Origin of the sequence: Vibrio sp. D404a, assembly GCF_030248535.1 — a bacterium.
Taxonomy (GTDB): Bacteria; Pseudomonadota; Gammaproteobacteria; order Enterobacterales; family Vibrionaceae; genus Vibrio.
In genome coordinates this window covers 153,799-171,907 of sequence record NZ_JAHGAJ010000016.1, presented here as the reverse complement: position 1 = coordinate 171,907, position 18,109 = coordinate 153,799, and the positions used below count along the sequence as shown (strand labels likewise).

The 18,109-nt window shown below is 47.2% G+C and carries 18 protein-coding genes; 9 read left to right on the top strand and 9 right to left on the bottom strand.

All coding sequences use genetic code 11. The features are described 5' to 3' along the window. Nucleotides 1-21 precede the first annotated feature (21 nt). The 3 genes from dnaG to rpsU form a co-directional block, all read right to left on the bottom strand. Nucleotides 22-1,773, bottom strand: coding sequence for a DNA primase (gene dnaG / locus KI655_RS09805; protein ID WP_285404216.1), 1,752 nt, complete (start codon nt 1,771-1,773; stop codon nt 22-24). 116 nt (nt 1,774-1,889) lie between these two features. After that, entirely contained in the window at nt 1,890-2,333 is a 444-nt protein-coding gene (locus KI655_RS09800) for a GatB/YqeY domain-containing protein (RefSeq protein ID WP_032553070.1), read from the bottom strand. Between the two features lie 25 nt (nt 2,334-2,358). Further along, nucleotides 2,359-2,574: a 30S ribosomal protein S21 gene (rpsU, locus tag KI655_RS09795; RefSeq protein ID WP_001145625.1), complete on the bottom strand. Its 216-nt coding sequence runs from the start codon at nt 2,572-2,574 to the stop codon at nt 2,359-2,361. A 229-nt stretch (nt 2,575-2,803) separates the two neighbouring features. Here rpsU and tsaD point away from each other — a divergent pair, with 229 nt between their 5' ends. Together tsaD and KI655_RS09785 are read left to right on the top strand one after the other, a co-directional pair. Beyond that, the gene (gene tsaD / locus KI655_RS09790) at nt 2,804-3,823 is read left to right on the top strand and encodes a tRNA (adenosine(37)-N6)-threonylcarbamoyltransferase complex transferase subunit TsaD (protein ID WP_285404214.1); all 1,020 of its coding nucleotides are present in this window, start codon (nt 2,804-2,806) and stop codon (nt 3,821-3,823) included. A gap of 64 nt (nt 3,824-3,887) precedes the next feature. Next, nucleotides 3,888-4,706, top strand: coding sequence for an alpha/beta fold hydrolase (locus KI655_RS09785; RefSeq protein WP_285404212.1), 819 nt, complete (start codon nt 3,888-3,890; stop codon nt 4,704-4,706). 46 nt (nt 4,707-4,752) lie between these two features. Here KI655_RS09785 and plsY read toward each other — a convergent pair whose 3' ends face one another. Further along, nucleotides 4,753-5,349 (bottom strand): glycerol-3-phosphate 1-O-acyltransferase PlsY, encoded by a 597-nt coding sequence (gene plsY / locus KI655_RS09780; protein ID WP_285404210.1) that lies wholly within the window; start codon nt 5,347-5,349, stop codon nt 4,753-4,755. Nucleotides 5,350-5,471: 122 nt separating this feature from the next. Between plsY and folB the strand changes: the two genes are divergently transcribed. The 3 genes from folB to KI655_RS09765 are packed head-to-tail and all read left to right on the top strand — an operon-like array spanning nt 5,472 to nt 7,130. Further along, the gene (gene folB, locus KI655_RS09775) at nt 5,472-5,831 is read left to right on the top strand and encodes a dihydroneopterin aldolase (protein ID WP_032553075.1); all 360 of its coding nucleotides are present in this window, start codon (nt 5,472-5,474) and stop codon (nt 5,829-5,831) included. Further along, on the top strand, nt 5,828-6,310 hold the full coding sequence (folK, locus tag KI655_RS09770) for a 2-amino-4-hydroxy-6-hydroxymethyldihydropteridine diphosphokinase (RefSeq protein WP_285404207.1): 483 nt from the start codon (nt 5,828-5,830) through the stop codon (nt 6,308-6,310). Before folB ends, folK begins: the two co-directional genes overlap by 4 nt. A gap of 16 nt (nt 6,311-6,326) precedes the next feature. Further along, on the top strand, nt 6,327-7,130 hold the full coding sequence (locus KI655_RS09765; protein WP_285404205.1) for an undecaprenyl-diphosphate phosphatase: 804 nt from the start codon (nt 6,327-6,329) through the stop codon (nt 7,128-7,130). 88 nt (nt 7,131-7,218) lie between these two features. Here KI655_RS09765 and KI655_RS09760 read toward each other — a convergent pair whose 3' ends face one another. Next, nucleotides 7,219-8,526, bottom strand: a complete 1,308-nt coding sequence (locus KI655_RS09760) for a multifunctional CCA addition/repair protein (protein ID WP_285404203.1) — start codon at nt 8,524-8,526, stop codon at nt 7,219-7,221. Nucleotides 8,527-8,562: 36 nt separating this feature from the next. On the opposite strand from KI655_RS09760, the gene KI655_RS09755 reads away from it, so the two are divergent. Beyond that, nucleotides 8,563-10,215, top strand: coding sequence for an ExeA family protein (locus KI655_RS09755; protein ID WP_285404201.1), 1,653 nt, complete (start codon nt 8,563-8,565; stop codon nt 10,213-10,215). Next, nucleotides 10,215-11,144, top strand: a complete 930-nt coding sequence (locus tag KI655_RS09750; RefSeq protein WP_285404198.1) for a general secretion pathway protein GspB — start codon at nt 10,215-10,217, stop codon at nt 11,142-11,144. Before KI655_RS09755 ends, KI655_RS09750 begins: the two co-directional genes overlap by 1 nt. A gap of 68 nt (nt 11,145-11,212) precedes the next feature. On the opposite strand, the gene KI655_RS09745 is transcribed toward KI655_RS09750, so the two are convergent. From KI655_RS09745 to KI655_RS09735, 3 genes are all read right to left on the bottom strand, one after another. After that, on the bottom strand, nt 11,213-11,824 hold the full coding sequence (locus KI655_RS09745) for a TIGR04211 family SH3 domain-containing protein (protein ID WP_285404196.1): 612 nt from the start codon (nt 11,822-11,824) through the stop codon (nt 11,213-11,215). 206 nt (nt 11,825-12,030) lie between these two features. Next, entirely contained in the window at nt 12,031-13,293 is a 1,263-nt protein-coding gene (locus KI655_RS09740; RefSeq protein ID WP_285404194.1) for an inorganic phosphate transporter, read from the bottom strand. A 129-nt stretch (nt 13,294-13,422) separates the two neighbouring features. Continuing rightward, nucleotides 13,423-14,103, bottom strand: coding sequence for a TIGR00153 family protein (locus KI655_RS09735; RefSeq protein WP_285404192.1), 681 nt, complete (start codon nt 14,101-14,103; stop codon nt 13,423-13,425). 208 nt (nt 14,104-14,311) lie between these two features. Here KI655_RS09735 and KI655_RS09730 point away from each other — a divergent pair, with 208 nt between their 5' ends. Further along, on the top strand, nt 14,312-15,829 hold the full coding sequence (locus KI655_RS09730) for an inorganic triphosphatase (protein ID WP_285404191.1): 1,518 nt from the start codon (nt 14,312-14,314) through the stop codon (nt 15,827-15,829). Between the two features lie 39 nt (nt 15,830-15,868). On the opposite strand, the gene KI655_RS09725 is transcribed toward KI655_RS09730, so the two are convergent. Further along, nucleotides 15,869-16,618 carry a potassium channel family protein gene (locus KI655_RS09725; protein WP_285404189.1) on the bottom strand — a complete coding sequence of 250 codons (750 nt, stop codon included), beginning with the start codon at nt 16,616-16,618 and terminating at the stop codon, nt 15,869-15,871. A gap of 98 nt (nt 16,619-16,716) precedes the next feature. On the opposite strand from KI655_RS09725, the gene KI655_RS09720 reads away from it, so the two are divergent. Then, entirely contained in the window at nt 16,717-17,973 is a 1,257-nt protein-coding gene (locus KI655_RS09720; protein WP_285404187.1) for a methyl-accepting chemotaxis protein, read from the top strand. The last annotated feature ends 136 nt before the right edge of the window (nt 17,974-18,109 follow it).

Sequence of the window (18,109 nt, the reverse complement as noted above, 5' to 3'; positions counted from 1 at the left end):
ATGCTGACTAATCAAACAGGGTTACGCTTTTAAATCTAGCATCAAGGCTAGCAGCTCCCTTTTTTCTTCGGCTGATAAACCGACGCTTCTTGCTTTGGCCTGCAGGTTTTCAATTTGTTTTTCTACGCACTGGGCAAGAATATTGTCCAATGAGTCTAAGAATATATCTTCTTGATTGTCATCATCGAGGGGGATTTCCCAGCTCGCGAGACGAGACAGAAGTGCCTCATGTTTACTGTGTCGCCAATGCTCTAATAACTGGCCGGTGTTGATATGGGGGCTAGTATGGCATTTATCAAGTACTTCAACGAATAAACTTAAACCAGGTAAAGCCAACTCTCGAACACTTGATAAATCCGGTACCATATCAGCATAGCTCGGATTTTGTAGAAGCAAAGCGATCACCTCTCGCATAGGGGTGCGCTTAAGCTCTTTATGCGGTTGAGGGGTAGAGCTCTTGGTATGAACTCTAGCTCTTCTTAGCTGATTATCAAATCCCGTGCGTTCATCCAATAACTTTTCGAGCAGTTCTTGGAAGTAGCTATCAGGAATCTTATTTATCAGGGCGCTAGCATGGGCTCTTAATGCCGACTTACCTTCGGTTGTTCCCAGATTTAATTGATGGATTTCAATTAGATTGTCGAACAAGTACGTCGATAGTGGTGTGGCGTTTTGAACCAGTTGTTCAAAAGCTGCTTTGCCATGCTGTCTGATGTAGCTGTCAGGGTCCTCGCCATCAGGCAAGAACAGAAACTTAAGGGTGTTACCCGTTTTCAAATACTCTAGAGCATTTTCCAGTGCACGCCAGGCCGCTTCTTTACCCGCTCTATCACCATCATAACAACACACAACCGTATGAGTTTGGCGGAATAGCATTTGGATATGGTCACCCGTAGTTGAGGTGCCCAGAGAAGCGACGGAGTAATCTACGCCATATTGTGCCAGCGCGACAACATCCATATAACCTTCAACCACCAAGACTTGAGGTGGCTCACGGTAAGCCTGTAAGACTTCGTAAAGGCCATATAGCTCTTTGCCTTTGTGGAAGATCGGCGTTTCAGGGGAGTTAAGGTATTTTGGTGTGCCATCTTCAAGAACACGACCACCAAAGCCAATCACTCGCCCGCGACGGTCACGGATCGGGAACATGATACGACCACGGAAGCGGTCATAGCGGTTACCCTTGTCGTTTTCAATTAACATGCCGCCAGTGACCAGCATGTCTTGCGCTTCTTTCTGTTGTCCGAAATTCTTGCGAACGAGGTCCCACTCATCGGCGACATAACCAATACCAAACTTCTGCACAATTTCGCCCGACAGACCTCGGTTCTTGAGGTATTCGATCGCGGGTTTGCTGGCAGAGAGTTTTAGCTGTGAGCGGTAAAATTGGCTAATACCACCCATTAAGTCATATAGGTTACGCTTTTGCTCTGTGTTAGCACGCGGCTGAGTTGAAATGGCACCACTGCGCTGCTCACGAGGGACGTCTAAACCAAGGAAGCTCGCAAGTTCTTCAATAGCTTCAACAAATTCGAGGCGCTCAAACTCCATAATGAAGTCAATAGCGTTGCCGTGTGCGCCACAACCAAAACAGTGATAGAACTGCTTTTCTTGGCTTACACTAAAAGAGGGGGTTTTCTCGTTGTGGAATGGACAACAAGCACTGTAGTTTTTGCCCTTTTTCTTAAGTTTTACGCGTGCGTCAATGATGTCGACGATATCGAGACGCGCGAGGAGGTCATCAATGAAACTACGTGGGATAATTCCAGCCATAAAACCTTAGAAAAATGCACTAACTGAGAGTGATGATAATAGTTTGAATGGGTAGCAGATACAAACAAGCCGTGCGTTCCATAGGATTGCACGGCTTGTTGCAATTTGATTTGGGTTTAAGCGAGTTTAGAGCGAACTAAACCACTAACTTTACCCATATCTGCACGCCCTTGAATTTGTGGTTTCAAGATAGCCATTACTTTACCCATGTCTTGCATGCCCGCAGGTTGAGCTTCTGCAATTGCGCTATCAAGTAGTGCGATTACTTCTTCTTCAGTAAGCGGTTGAGGCATAAAGCCTTCAAGTACAGCAATTTCTGCTTGTTCCACGTCAGCAAGATCTTGACGACCAGCTGATTCATATTGAGCAACAGAATCGCGACGCTGTTTAACCATCTTAACTAGAACAGCAAGGATGTCGTCGTCGTTCAGAGTGATCTGTTCGTCAACTTCACGTTGCTTAATAGCTGAAAGAGCTAAACGGATAGTGCCAAGGCGCGGTTTGTCCTTGGCTTTCATCGCTAATTTTTGCTCTTCTTTGAGTTGTTCAATAAGAGCCATAACTCAGTCCTTATGGATTAAGTTATTAGTACAGGCGAACGCGACGTGCGTTTTCGCGAGCTAGCTTCTTAGCGTGACGCTTTTGAGCTGCTGCTTTAGCGCGTTTGCGAACTGTAGTTGGTTTTTCATAGTGCTCACGACGACGCACTTCAGAAAGGATACCTGCTTTTTCGCAAGAGCGCTTGAAACGACGTAGTGCAACGTCGAACGGTTCGTTTTCACGTACTTTAACTACTGGCATATGCCTTTCACCTCAGGGGTTATTCGTTAACGCTGGTAACTTAGTGAACTGAACTTAAATATTCAGTCTTAACCAGCTTGATCAAAAATGGTGCGGAATTTTAATCCGATCACAGTGGCTTTGTAAAGCACTTTGTCGATTATAGTCTGTACAATATTTGTTTGCTGAGCTTAGGCAGGGTAATATTGCGCTAATTTCCCATTAAAGATGAAAGCGTGCCGAGAAAATTATGCGCATTATTGGTATTGAAACCTCTTGTGATGAAACAGGAATCGCAATTTATGATGATGAGCAAGGTCTGCTTTCTCATCAGCTCTACAGCCAAGTAAAACTGCACGCCGATTACGGCGGTGTGGTACCTGAGTTGGCATCACGTGATCACGTGAAAAAAACCATCCCACTGATTAAAGCCGCTCTTAAAGAAGCAAACTTAACCTCTAAAGACATTGATGGTGTTGCTTACACGGCAGGTCCAGGTCTGGTTGGCGCTCTGCTTGTTGGTGCAACGATTGGTCGTAGTATTGCTTACGCTTGGGGTGTGCCTGCTGTGCCTGTGCACCACATGGAAGGTCACCTGCTTGCGCCTATGTTAGAAGATAACCCACCACCATTCCCATTCGTGGCGCTGCTCGTTTCAGGCGGTCACACTATGATGGTAGAAGTAAAAGGTATCGGTGAATACCGTATCCTTGGTGAGTCGATTGATGATGCAGCTGGCGAAGCCTTCGATAAAACCGCTAAGCTGATGGGCTTAGATTACCCAGGTGGTCCACTGCTGTCTCGCTTGGCAGAAAAGGGCACACCAGGTCGCTTTAAATTCCCACGCCCAATGACGGACCGTCCGGGTCTTGATATGAGCTTCTCTGGTCTAAAAACCTTTGCGGCAAATACCATTCGAGACAACGATGACAGCGACCAAACTCGCGCAGATATCGCATACGCGTTCCAAGAAGCTGTGTGTGGTACCTTGGTAATCAAGTGTAAGCGCGCCTTGGCGGAAACGGGCATGAAACGTATAGTTATTGCTGGTGGTGTGAGTGCAAACAAGCAGTTGCGTGCAGAGCTAGAAGCGCTAGCGAAGAAAATTGGTGGTGAGGTGTACTACCCACGCACTGAGTTCTGTACCGATAACGGCGCGATGATCGCGTACGCGGGTATGCAGCGTCTGAAGAATGGTGAAGTGGCTGATCTTTCTGTACAAGCGACTCCACGTTGGCCAATCGATCAGCTTGAGCCTATCGCAGACTAACCAAAGCTTTATTGATAAACGGCCGCCGAAGTAGCGGCCGTTTTTGTATGAATTAGGGAAGAGAATGAATAATTTCACGATTGATAATCAAACCATGACCTACTTGGATGAAGGGCAGGGGCCTGTATTGGTATTTGGGCACAGCTATCTGTGGGATAGTGCAATGTGGCAACCGCAGGTAGAGGCGCTTAAATCTAAGTACCGCTGCATCGTTCCTGAATTTTGGTCACATGGCCAATCTGATGCAGCGCCAAGCTCAATGCGGACGCTAAAGGATTATGCTCAACATGTATTGGCGCTGCTGGATCATTTAGCGATTGATGAGTTCTCTATCGTTGGCTTATCTGTCGGTGGTATGTGGGGCACAGAGCTTGTAGAACTGGCGCCTGCACGAGTGAAAACCCTAACCCTTATGGACACCTTCGTCGGCCTTGAGCCTGAAGTGGCGCATGCTAAGTACTTCTCAATGCTGGATACCATCGCGCAAACCAAGATGGTTCCACCACCTATCGTAGAAGCGGTAGTTCCGCTGTTCTTCGCTAATCAAGCCGAGCAAAACACACCTGAATTAGTGCAAGCGTTCACGGAAAAACTGGCGAACTTAGCGGGTGAGCAGGCAGAGCAAGTGGCGCAAATTGGTCGCATGGTGTTTGGTCGTCGTGACATGATTGAAACGATCGAGAAGTTTGCACTGCCCGTATTGGTCGCTGTAGGTCAAGAAGATAAACCTCGCCCAGTATTGGAGTCGTACCTGATGCACGATTGTATCGCTGGCAGTGAGTTGGTGGTGATTCCCAATGCAGGACACATCAGTAGCTTAGAGCAACCAGAGTTTGTGAATGAGATGCTAGCAGGCTTCTTAGATAAGCACCTGTTGGTGTAATCGAGTTACCAACGAAATGATGGAAAGTCGGCGTAGTCTAAATAGGTTACGCCGATTTTTTTTGTCCGAGTTTTGGCTCGCTGCCATCGAGTAGGCGACGAATATTCTGGTGATGACGCAACACGATTAGACAGCACAGCATAGCCACCGGTAGGGTGTATTGTGGTTTCACCATCCAAGCATAGAAAGGCGTGACTAGCACCGTCACGATCGCAGCCAAAGAGGAATAGCGAAATAGAAACGCTACCAGTAACCAAGTCGCCATGATCATCCCGGTAAGGTCGAGACCAATTGGGGCTATCGCACCCAGAGCAGTTGCGACGCCTTTGCCACCCTTAAAGTGAAAAAAGATTGGATACATATGACCAAGACAAGCGGCAATGGCGACCACGCCCAGAATGATTGGATCGATATTGAGAAAGTAGCCAAGCCAGACCGGAATGGTCCCTTTTAGCATGTCACACAGCAGTACAGAGGCCGCAGCAGCCTTGCCTCCAATGCGCAATACATTGGTTGCTCCGGGGTTATTAGAGCCGACTGTCCTTGGATCGGGCAGACGCGCGACTCGGCATATTAAGACCGCACTTGAGATTGAACCCAATAGATAGGCTGCAATGATCATAATGAGTGCCAGTGGAGTCATGTCTGTCCTTAATGGTGCGAAAATAATGCTCAATCCAAGAGTAATTGATATCATATCTTGAATTAGGCAAATAATACGTTTTTTTCCCAATTTTGGGTATCCGACCTCTAAAAGGACAACTAATGGCACTGGATAAAGTTTTCATCGAACAGTTAGAAGTAATCACGACGATTGGTGTTTACGATTGGGAACAAGAGATTAAGCAAAAACTGGTGCTTGATATTGAGATGGCTCACGACAATCGCCCTGCTGGCAAGAGCGACGATGTTGTTGATGCATTAGATTACTCTAAGGTGAGCACTGCGGTCCTTGAGCATATTGAGAATGGTCGATTTCTACTGGTAGAGCGTGTCGCAGAAGAGATCGCAGAGCTGATCATGACTCAGTTCTCTGTACCTTGGATTAAGATTCGTCTTGCTAAGCCGGGTGCAGTACCTCAAGCGAAAGCGGTAGGTGTTGTCATCGAACGAGGCCAAGCATGACCATTGCTTATGTCGGGGTCGGTACTAATATCGACCGTGACAAACACGCTAAAGCCGCTTGGCTAGAGCTGCAATCTTTGGGGAGCAATTTACGTTGCTCCCCAATCTATCATTGTGAACCGGTCGGTTTTGATAGCCATCCGTTCTATAACTTTGTGATTGAGCTCGATACTTTGTTGTCATTGACCGAATTTTCACAACAGTTGCGTAAAATTGAGTTTAAATACGGGCGCGCGAAGGATGCCAACAAGCTACAAGACCGCAACTTGGATCTCGATATCGTGTTATTTGGTGAGGTTATCTCTTCTCAAAAGCCTCAAATTCCTCGTAGCGATATCTTTAAATATCCTTTTGTCACACAACCACTTTATGATCTCTGTCCTGCGCGGGTTATTCCTCAGGATGGACGAACCGTCAGTGAAATATGGCAGAAAATGGAGCAGCTAGATTCCCTCTCAGCCGTAGATATACAACTATAAATTTATAAGGTTAGAAATGAGTTATTTTGAAGCGTTTATTTTGGCGTTAGTGCAAGGCTTTACCGAATTTTTGCCTATCTCAAGTTCTGCACACTTGATCCTTCCTTCAGCGGTACTTGGCTGGGATGATCAAGGCTTGGCATTCGATGTTGCAGTGCACGTAGGTACCTTGGCAGCGGTCGTGATCTACTTCCGCAAAGAGGTGGTCTCACTGCTGAATGCCTTTTTCGGATCTGTCTTTAAAGGCGATCGTAGCAAAGAAGCTAAACTGGCTTGGATGATCATCTTAGCGACCATTCCCGCGTGTGTGTTTGGCTTACTGATGAAAGACATCATCGAAATCTACTTGCGTAGCGCATGGGTGATTGCGACAACAACCATCGTATTTGGCTTGTTGTTGTGGTGGGTCGATAAGAACTCAGCACTACGTGATGATGAGTATCAAGCGGGTTGGAAAAAAGCCTTATTCATTGGTATTGCACAAGCGATGGCGATGATCCCGGGTACGTCTCGTTCAGGTGCAACCATCACTGCAGCGCTTTACCTTGGTTTTACTCGTGAAGCGGCTGCTCGTTTCTCGTTCCTGATGTCGATTCCAATCATTACATTGGCGGGTGGTTACCTAGGCCTTAAGCTAGTCACAAGCGGTGACCCTATCCATGTCGGTACTTTGTTGACCGGTATTGCGGTCTCTTTCATTAGTGCTTATATCTGTATTCACTTCTTCTTGAAGCTGATTTCTCGTATGGGTATGACTCCATTTGTTATCTACCGCCTGATTCTAGGTTGTGGTCTGTTTGCTTTCTTGATGATGCAATAAGCCTCGACTCAACGTTTAATACGTACAAAGCCCGCTGACTTCAGCGGGCTTTGTTGTTTTCGGGGTGGATTAATACCAGCGAGTTGTTTTAAGCAGAAGTGAGAGCACTCTCAATAGCCTCAATACGGCGCTTCTCTTGTTCATCTCGAATCTCTTTGCCTTTAAAACCGTCTGCAATCACGCCTTTCACATCCACCCCAAGTGCGGCTTGGTACGCGGCTTCAAAGCGCGGTTTTTGTGGATAAGGCTCAGACTCTAATCCTTTTCTTCCTGCATGATCGGCTTGGCAACATAGCAAGATGTCATCAAGTCTTTCTGGTTTACGCCACACATCAAACTTGTTGAGGATCTTAAGGAAGGTAGCAGGCTTGAGTTCACCAGCACGGTGGATGTTGGAGTGCTGTTCACACACAAGCAATGCCAAATCACGAAATTCATTCGGCACACGCACGCGTTCACATAAGCCTTTGATCAGCTTAAGGCCGGTATGACAATGCATCTTGTGGCTTGGCCATTCACTTTCTGGTGTAACACCTTTACCAAGGTCGTGCACTTGCGCCGCAAAGCGCACGGGTAGTGAAGGGCTTAATAGAGCAGCCTGCTGAGCAACCATCAAGGTGTGAATCCCAGTGTCGATTTCAGGGTGCCACTTTTCAGGTTGAGGGACGCCAAACAGCGCATCCAGTTCAGGAAGAACCACCGCAAGTGCACCACAATCGTGAAGGGTTGAAAGGAATACTTCTGGGTGCGGGGTGCTGAGCGATTTGTACCACTCTTGCCAAACGCGTTCAGCAGTTAGGTGCTCAAGCTCTCCAGATTCAACAATATGCTGCATCATGTCCAGGGTTTCTGGCGCAATGGTAAAATCTAGATGATGGAGCTTGGCAGCAAATCGAGCCACGCGCAGGACGCGCAGAGGATCTTCAACAAAGGCATCTGAAACGTGTCTTAAGATACGGTTCTCTAGATCTTGTTGCCCACGGTAAGGGTCGTATAGCGTGCCTTGTTCATCTTGTGCGATCGCGTTGATGGTTAGATCGCGACGCATGAGATCTTCTTCTAGGGTCACATCGGGGGCAAAGTAGCACTCAAAACCCGTATAGCCAGAACCTGATTTTTTTTCTGTTCTTGCTAATGCGTGCTCTTGTTTGGTTTTCGGGTGAAGGAATACCGGAAACTCTTTACCAACCGCAGTAAAGCCAAGCGCTTCCATTTGCTGCGGGGTACTACCGACAACAACCCAGTCTTTGTCGTAGCTCGCTATTTCCAGTAACTGGTCGCGTACCGCACCACCCACTAAATATCGTTTTAGGCCTTGGTGTATTGGTAAGCCATCGTAGTTTTGCAACTTATCACCTCGAAATCTTTTATCACTGCTGGACTTTACGGCAAGCAATGGTAATTTCCATTTATCGTAATTATAGGGCAGCCCATGTATAAGGAATATTTTGGCTTCGTAGAGATGCCATTCTCGATTGTACCAAATTCTCGCTACTTGTTTTTAAGTCAGCGTCACCAAGAAGCGATGCAGAACCTGCAGGCGGGTCTTGGCGATGGTGGTGGCTTTGCCATGCTGACAGGGGAAGTGGGAACGGGTAAAACCACGGTCGCCAAAGCGATGCTGGCATCTTTGGATGAACAGACGCAAGCGGGCCTTATACTGAATCCGACATTCTCTAACATTGAACTGCTAGAAGCGGTTTGTGATGAGTTCGAGATTGATTATCCAGAGCAAGCCTCACTTAAGCAGTTGAGCCAAGCTATCCATGGTTTCTTACTCGATAGCCATGAGCAGGGGATTCAAACCCTACTGGTGATTGATGAAGCCCAACACCTTGCTGCCGATGTGTTAGAGCAGCTGCGACTGCTGACGAATCTAGAGACTGACAGCCGAAAATTATTGAAGGTATTGCTGGTGGGGCAGCCAGAACTGCAACAACACCTACAAACCAATCAACTGCGACAGCTAGCACAACGCATCACAGGGCGTTATCACCTGCTACCTCTTAATGCTCAAGAGGCGGGTAAGTACATTGCATTTCGTTTGGAGACCGCAGGCGCGCAGCAGATGCTGTTTTCGAACCGAGCGGTGAAGTCGATTGCTCAATATACCCATGGCATTCCAAGGTTGATTAACTTGGTGTGCGATAAAGCACTTCAGCTGAGTTTTCATCAGGGCGAGAAAACCCCGTCTCAAACAACGGTGGAGCAGGCTTGTCAGCAGATCATGTCTTTCCAAGCAGAGGTGTACCAAGCGCCGGTAAAACAGATCTCAACGATGTGGCCTAAGATGGTGCAATACAGCGCCGTTGCTGTTATAGGTTTGGGTTTAGCGTGGGGTACATTGAATTATTTACCTCAAGGTATCGAGCAGTGGTCTGCCAGCCATGATGTCGTGGATGAGGTTCAACCTCAGATTAAGACTGCAGTACAAGCACCGATTGAGATGCAAGCCGAGATCAAGCCTTCGGTTTTGCCTGATGACATTGCTAACCAGATACAGCAAGGAACAAACCGAGCATCCGCTATTCAAGACCTCTATCAGCTTTGGGGGTACCAATCTTCGCTCAGAGATGGGCTCTGTTTGAGTGAGCCGCAAAGCGTGTTTGTGTGTGTGGAAGGTCAGGCGTCACTGGCAGAGCTTATCGAACTAAACTCGCCAGTCGTACTTAATCTCCAGCTTGAGGGGCAGTCATATCACGCTGTGCTGTATGGAATCTCTAAGGACTCTGTGGAGCTGTTGGTCAATCAATCGATAGTGCAACTACCTGTGTCAGCATTAGAGACACTATGGCAAGGCGACTACGTGGCGATATGGAAGCAGCCACTGCGAGAGACATTACGAGAGGGCGACACTGGTGAAGCGGTTGCGCTGCTCGACCTGTTGTTGTCTGAGGTATTAGGCGAAAACGTCACTGGCCAAGATCGCTTTGATGAAGAGCTAAAACGTAAAGTTGAGGCATTTCAGGTGTGGCAGGGCATGGCAGTTGACGGTATCGCTGGCCGACGCACATTGGCAAGACTGCAGCGTGTGGCTCAGTTTGATTCGCCGGTATTGATGAGCATTAATGAGGAGCAAGGCTAATGTCTCGAACGATGAACCGTTTACAGCAGTCAGAGCTGCCAGGTTTTCAGCAACACCATGTCGCGAATCCGCCTTCCCCCCCACGCTCTCACCGAGGTGCGTCGATTGCGCTGAGCTTACTTATCTTATTGGTTCCCTCGTTGATCGTCGCCGGTGGTTTACTCTATCAACAGCGTTCTACAGAAACGAAAGCGGCAGCCTCTGAGCCTTTGGTTCAGCTTGAGACCGATGAAAAAACTGCGACAACACTGAATGAGCCGCTACAGCCACTCGCCCCAAAAGTAGAAGAGAAGGTTGTAGAGCTAGAATCAGAGCCGGAGCTGTTCGCCATTCGCCCAGCACCAGAGTTTGGTCAGCTGAAGGCATTACCTCGTCAACTCAGTTTCGCTGAGGTGAATGAGGTTACTGCTGAAGACACAGCGCAGCAGACACAATGGGAGAATGAACAAGACTCTGTGGTATTGGGCACATCGAATACAGAGAGTGAGCAATCGTTGATCGCGGCTGAGCCGGAACCGCTGAATCAAAACCCGCAGAGTACAAATAGTGAGGCCACGGAGAGCGACTTGCTTCAAGGGTTAGACCTTACTGAGCTGTCTCCTGAGTTGGCGCTGAAGATCGAGTCGATTCTCGACAACAATGACTCTTCCCCTGAGGTGGATATTGACCAATACCGCCCGCAACCGACCATTCAACTGGAGTCCCATACCCGTAGTCTAAGTGGTCGTCTACCTAGCTTGAACCTGCAAACGCATATGTACTCGAGCAGTGCAGAGAGGCGTTGGGTAAAGATTAATGATAAAGAGGTCGCGCAGGGTGAGTGGGTAACTCCAGAGGTGCAGCTAATCGAAGTGAAGCCCCAATCGATTGTGGTGGAGTTTGAAGAGCAGGCGATCGAAATCCCAGCCCTTTATGAGTGGCAAGGCTAATCACGCTGAAGGAAAAGAATAGGCAAATAAAAAGGAGCACCTGAGTGCTCCTTTTTTGATTCTTGAGATTAAGCCCAACCGTTTGGTGACTTTCTCTTACGCGGGATAAGGTGCGGAAGAATAAGGCCGAATAGTAGACCCAAGCCCGCAACACCACCGCCGTACATGAAGTACTTCAATAGTAGGTCATCTTTTTGTGTGTCTAGCTTAGCGCGTAGCTCGCGGTTCTCTGTTTGAACACTTGTCAGCTGTTGGCTGATCTCGCTGTAGTTCTGCTCTAGCTCAGAGATTTGAGTATTGCGAGAGTCAAGTGAACTTACTAGGCCTGCTTTTTCGCTGTCTGCGCTTTGACGTGCATTAGCCAGTTTTTCTTTCACTTCTGCCAGCTCTTTCTCTAGCTTTGGCATACGCAGTGACATGCTCTCTTGAGAGGTCACAAACTTGCTTTCAACCCAGCCTTTACGGCCACGGTTGTCTTGAATTTGGGTGTAACCAGTTTGCTTATTTGCTTGTAGGAATGTGATTTTTTGACCTGCATCGACACTACCAATAATACGGTAGCTGTTGTTTGGGCCAGAGTGCATATAAGTAAATAGTTTATCAGCAATATAACGGTCTTGCGCAAACGCAGCTGGGGCTGCAAGCATTGCGAACAAAACGAAGCTAATCAGTTTTTTCACAGTAAATCCCTTAACGATTTCAATTGGGGTGGGCAATAAGTCAGCCTCAGTTAGCAGATAGTATTTAGTTTCTCATTAGGGTGCAACAAAGAAGGGAGGCTAAGCCTCCCTTTCTGTGTATTTGAGTCAATAATGACATGAGATTTACATATCGTTACCGAAACTCACAATCTTCTGACGCGAGTTATACCCCACAAAAGGGGTATCTAGCCGATGAATGCAGCTTGAATTGCGTAGAAGAATACAACCGCAAGTAGCGCACCTGCTGGCAGTGTTACGATCCATGATGCAACGATGTTACGTACTACGCCAAGGTTAAGCGCCGCGATACCACGAGCAAAACCAACACCCAGAACCGCACCTACAAGCGTTTGCGTAGTAGAGATTGGAAGGCCAGTACCTGAAGCCAGTACAACGGTACATGCTGTAGCAAGTTGTGCTGCAAAGCCACGGCTAGGTGTTAGTTCTGTAATACCAGTACCAACCGTTGCCATTACTTTATGACCAAGAGTCGCAAGACCAACCACGATACCAAAACCACCTAGAGGAAGAATCCACCATGCGATAGTACTCTTACCTGTGATTTCACCCATGTGCTCAACCGTTGATACAACAGCAGACAGTGGACCAATCGCGTTAGCAACGTCGTTTGAACCGTGTGCAAATGCCATCGCACACGCTGTGATAACCATTAGTACAGAGAAGATACCTTCAACACCGGCAAAACCGTGGTCTTCTTCGCGGTTCGCGAATTTCTTCTGGATGTACAGGTAACCACCAATCATTACAACTGCAGATATGCCTGCAGCCCAAACCCATGCTTCAGTGTTGCTTAGGTGAAGACCAACGTGCTTAAGACCTTTTTTGATCGTTACTAGCGCGATAACCATTGTTGTGATGAACATGTACACAGGTACGAAACGCTTCGCATTGAAAAGCGGGTTCTCTGTATCAAAGATTAGGCGCTGTGCACTTACGAAGATAACGTAAGCGAAGAAACCAGAGATAACAGGCGTAATGATCCAGCTACCAACAATACCTTGAACACTGCCCCAGTCCACAGCTTCAGTACCTACAGATACACAAGCGAAACCGATGATTGCACCGATTATTGAGTGAGTGGTTGATACAGGCCAGCCCATGTAAGAAGCAAGTAGTAGCCATGTACCAGCAGCAAGAAGTGCTGACATCATACCGAACACAAGTACATCTGGTTGGTGTGCGAATAGAGATGTCTCGATAACGCCTTTACGGATCGTATCTGTTACTTCGCCACCGGCAAGATATGCACCAGCGAATTCAAAGATCATTGCGATAATGATCGCTTGTTTAACGGTTAGAGCTTTTGAGCCTACTGAGGTGCCCATTGCGTTCGCAACGTCATTCGCACCAATACCAATAGCCATCAAGAAACCGAAAGCTGCTGCAATAAGAATCAGGACAGTGCCGTAGTTAGCAAGGATATCCATCGTAATACCTAGTTGTTTGATAACAAGCGGAGCAAATTTAGACGCAAAAAACCGCTCAGCGAGAGAAATACTCAACGCATAAGTGGTTTTGGTTAAAAAGTGCTCTTCGTTATATAGTTAACGTTTGATTTAAGATCGAGAAAGCATTACTTCAAGACGAGCGCCAACACGCTGCGCTTGGTCTGCAATACCACCGACCCATTCAAGAATCTTGTATAAGAACATGATGTCGACAGGGTTTAGATCTGCTTCGATTGCCATTAGTTGTTGGCGTAGCTCGATCTGCATCGCGTCTGTATCATCTTCGATTACATCTAATTGATGAATCATCTCAGCAACGAGTGTTACTTCACGGCCTTTGAAGCCAGTCTCAAGTAATTCATCAAGTTCATTGATTACGTTTTGTGCTTGGTTCGCTGCATCTAGGCAACGTTTAACGTAAGCGATGAAATTTTCTTGTAGAGGAGCAGGAATGACAAGCTGACGACCGTAAACACGGCCCGCGATGTCTTTCGCTAGGTTTGCAAGTTTGTCTTGCTGAGTTAATAGCTCCAACATATCGGTGCGATCAACCGGCATAAACAAACCGCGAGGAAGTTTAAGGCGGATTTCACGTTTTAGTACGTCTGCTTCTTTCTCTAGATGAGAAATCTGCGCACGAATTTCCGATGCCTTTTCCCAGTCACCCTTTGAAGAAACCTCAAAGAAGTTAACTAGGTGAGAACAACATTCGTTCACACACACAACGTGACGTTGCAAAGGTTTAATTGGGGACTTTGCAAATAACCCCATAATTGTATTTACTGGCATGGTTGTCCAACCTAATAAATAATAACCTTAAAAAAAACATACACCATAATCGTGGTGAAATGTTAAGCGATGGCTATAAAGTCGCGCATGTTAACCTAATCAATCTCTCATTAAAACTGTTTTAGATCATCATATGGGCGATATTTCTGACTTGCCGAGTTTTAAAATTGGCAATATCCTGTCCCTATCTTCCCAGAAAGGTATAACTATGGAAACCGAGATAGAACTGAAGTTTTTTGTTTCTCCTGATTTTTCAGAGACTTTACGCAATAAGATTGCTGAAACGAAGGTACTTCAGCACAGTTGTCGAGAGTTAGGTAACATCTACTTTGATACGCCGGACAACTGGCTACGTGAGCACGATACTGGCTTGCGCATTCGACGCTTTGATGACGTATTTGTACAAACCGTAAAGACCGCTGGTCGCGTGGTTGCGGGTCTTCATCAACGACCTGAATACAATGCAGAACATGACAGCAATGAGCCGAATCTATCTCTTCACCCTGGCGATATCTGGCCAGCCGGTAAAGATATCGACACACTGCAATCTGAACTGATTCCTCTTTTTTCGACCAACTTCACTCGTGAACAGTGGCTGGTGGGTATGCCTGACGGCAGTCAAATCGAGGTTGCGTTTGACCAAGGCTTTGTTGAGTCTGGTGATAAGCAAGAACCGATCTGTGAAGTGGAATTAGAACTTAAATCAGGGCAGGCCGATGCGTTATTCACACTATCACGCCAGTTCTGTGAACAGGGCGGTATGCGTCTGGGTAACCTGAGTAAAGCGGCTAAAGGCTATCGCTTGGCACAGGGTTACCAAGGCGATGAAGTTAAGCCTCTGGCCTTGGTCGATACCGACAAGAATGACACGGTGGAGTCTTGCTTTATTCAGTCATTAGAGCACGCTCTGTCACATTGGCATTATCACGAGCAGATCTTTACTGAGCGCCAATCGATTGAGGCGCTGCATGAGATCAGCCACTCGCTGAGCTTCATTCGTCAAACCTTCACTATTTATGGTGGGATTGTGCCGCGTCGTGCAAGTGCGATTCTGCGCCAAGAACTTAAGTGGCTAGAACAAGAGCTAGAGTGGCTTAAGAGTTATGACCACTTTGAAGACCTGCTTGAAGACAAAGGTCACGTTCTGCGTAAGTTAGACGCGCGCAAATTCTTGGTGGCTGAGCTAAAAGAGATGCAAGAGCAGCTACCAGACCGTGAAGAGCTGTTAACGCTACTGAGCTCGGCGCGTTACACAGGTTTGCTTCTGGACTTGAGTCGCTGGATCCTTTCGCGTGGCTGGCAGCCATTCCTTGATGATAAAGCTCGTGAACAGATGGCGCGCGGCATTGAATGGTTCTCGGTTAAGCAGCTTGATCGTACTTGGGCTGAATTGATGGAGGCGTTCCCGCCAGAGCGCGTGATGACTAGCCAAGCGTATATCGACCAGCAGTACCGTTTGATGCGAAACCTCTATTCGGGTGTTGGCTTTGCTAGCTTATACGATGCCGATGAGCGTAACAGTTTCCGTCTGCCTTGGGCGGATATGATTCAGGGCATTGATGATCTGTTGATGCTAAGAACACTTTCGCCACTCACCGAAAAGTTAGAGGGTGATGAGAAGGTTCAACTAGAGCGTTGGTTGGCTCGCCAAGAGGTCTCTATCCTGCATGCGATGGAGCAAACGCGCCAAATCAGTGTTGAAGTTGAGCCGTATTGGCAAGACTAATCACAGCGTAGAATGAACATAAAAATAGGGCCGAGAGCCCTATTTTTTTGTCTGCTGTTCCAGCTTATCCAGCCGTTCGAGAATCTGTTGCTGCTTCTCTAAGATAAGGTCGAGCTTGCGATCTTTATTCTCAATCTGCTGATTCTGAAGATCGGTCGGCTCAGTAATCAGTGAGGTGATCAAGCCAGAGATCATACCGAACACACCCACACCACAAATGATGACCAATGAGGCGATCAGCTTTCCAGAACTGGTCACGGGGTAATGATCGCCGTAACCCACGGTACTAATGGTCACGAATGCCCACCACAACGCATCTTGCCCGGTAGTGATGTTCGCTGCCGGGTCTTTGTGCTCTAGCAATAGAATCGTGCCAGCACCAATCGTCAGTAACAAAACCAGCAACAATATGATCGAGGCCAAAGTCGTCTCTTTTCGATTGCGAAACAGCTCTCTAAAAATACGTTTGCTTGAGCGCAGAACCAAAATAACCCGTAGTATCTGAAAGATACGCGCAAAGCGTAACGGTTCTACCATCGGAATGCTGGCAAGGAAGTCAATCCAGTGAATCTTTAAGTATGACGTTTTGTTATCTGCTCGAAATAGGTCAATCGTGAGCTGAAAAAGAAAAACACTACAGATTATAAAATCGAGGCCGATAAGAACTTGTTTAGATTCGTTATCGATAGGGGCGAACAATAAGCCAGAGATCACAAATAACGCTAAGAAAGAGAGAATCAGTGATAATAAGCTCATTGGCTTGGGCGTGTCTTTGGTACTATTTAACATTCATACGAAGCTCGAAATAAATCGCAATCTCTAGCTCAAAAAGGCTACTGCGCGGTTATGGAAGCGTTCAATATATAAGACTTAATGGAGAACTGACAATGACCAAACTGTCATTCAAGCCGTGGGAAAGGGTAATCTCTGACGTTCGTCTCGTTCCAAAAATGATCATGCTGATGGTATTCAGTACCGTGTTGATCATTGCTAAGCAGTTGTGGGATGCCAGCACATTCTACGATTCACTGCTTGCAGTAACGAACAACGCACAAGTAGCGCAAGAACACTATGAAACGTACCTAGTACAAGTGGCTTGGCAGACCGGCTTGATGATTGTGGCCTTTGTGGTTCTTCTTCTGACAGCAGCACGTGTAATGCTGCGTCAAACGCAATACCTGAGCGATGCAATCAAAACCATGGCAGATAAGAATCTGTCGGTGCCAATTCACATGGATTGTAAAGATGAATACGGCGATGTGGCGCGTGAGCTAGAGAGAACCCGTGTTCAACTTAACGACATGATCAAAACGCAAGTTGCCTCTTCTGATGAGCTATTCACGCTGACTGAGGTGATGACTATTAGCATGTCTGAGACCAAAGAGTCAGCGCAGGAAGAGTTCAACGAGATCGATCAACTGGCAACTGCGATGAGCGAGATGACGTCAACCGTTCAAACGGTGGCAGAGCACGCACAGAATGCATCGTCACTCACTGAGCAAGCCTCAGGTCAGGCTCTAACGGGTCAGAAGTTTGTGCAAGGCTCTGTCTCTAAAATGAGCGAACTTTCAACGGACATCGCAGCCTCTGCTGCAGCAGTAAACCAAGTTGAAGAGCGTGTTGATTCGATTGGTAGCGTTGTTGGCACTATCCAAGGCATCTCTGAGCAGACTAACCTACTAGCACTTAACGCAGCGATTGAAGCGGCACGTGCCGGCGAGGCGGGTCGTGGCTTTGCGGTGGTTGCTGACGAAGTTCGTAACCTTGCTCAACGTACTCAGCAGGCAACGGTTGAGATTCAAGACATGATCACTCATCTACAAACCAGCGCTAACTCAGCGGTTGAGCTAATGGAGAAGAGTGTTGTTGAAGCTGCCGAGGGCGTGGATTTGGTCACCAACGCAGGCTCGGAGCTCGATGGTATCGTGAGCCAAGTAAATCAAATTAACGACATGAACTTCCAAATTGCGACAGCGGCTGGTCAACAGAGCAGTGTTGCAGAAGAGATGAGCGTAAACCTCACCAATGTTCGAGAGCTGGTGGAAGCATCCGTCACTGTGGTGAGCGAGCTGCTTGAAACCTCGCAAATTATGCAGAATAACGCAGAAGAGTTAGACGGCAAGATCAAGCAGTTCAAGGTATAAGCGACTTTAACTCGGTTTCGCTGACTTAGATCTTCTTCTAACTCGATAAAACGCCCACATTGCTGATGTGGGCGTTTTTTATTGGCGTAAGTTTGATATAAATAGAGACAGTATGCGCTTAGCCAAACAAGGACGA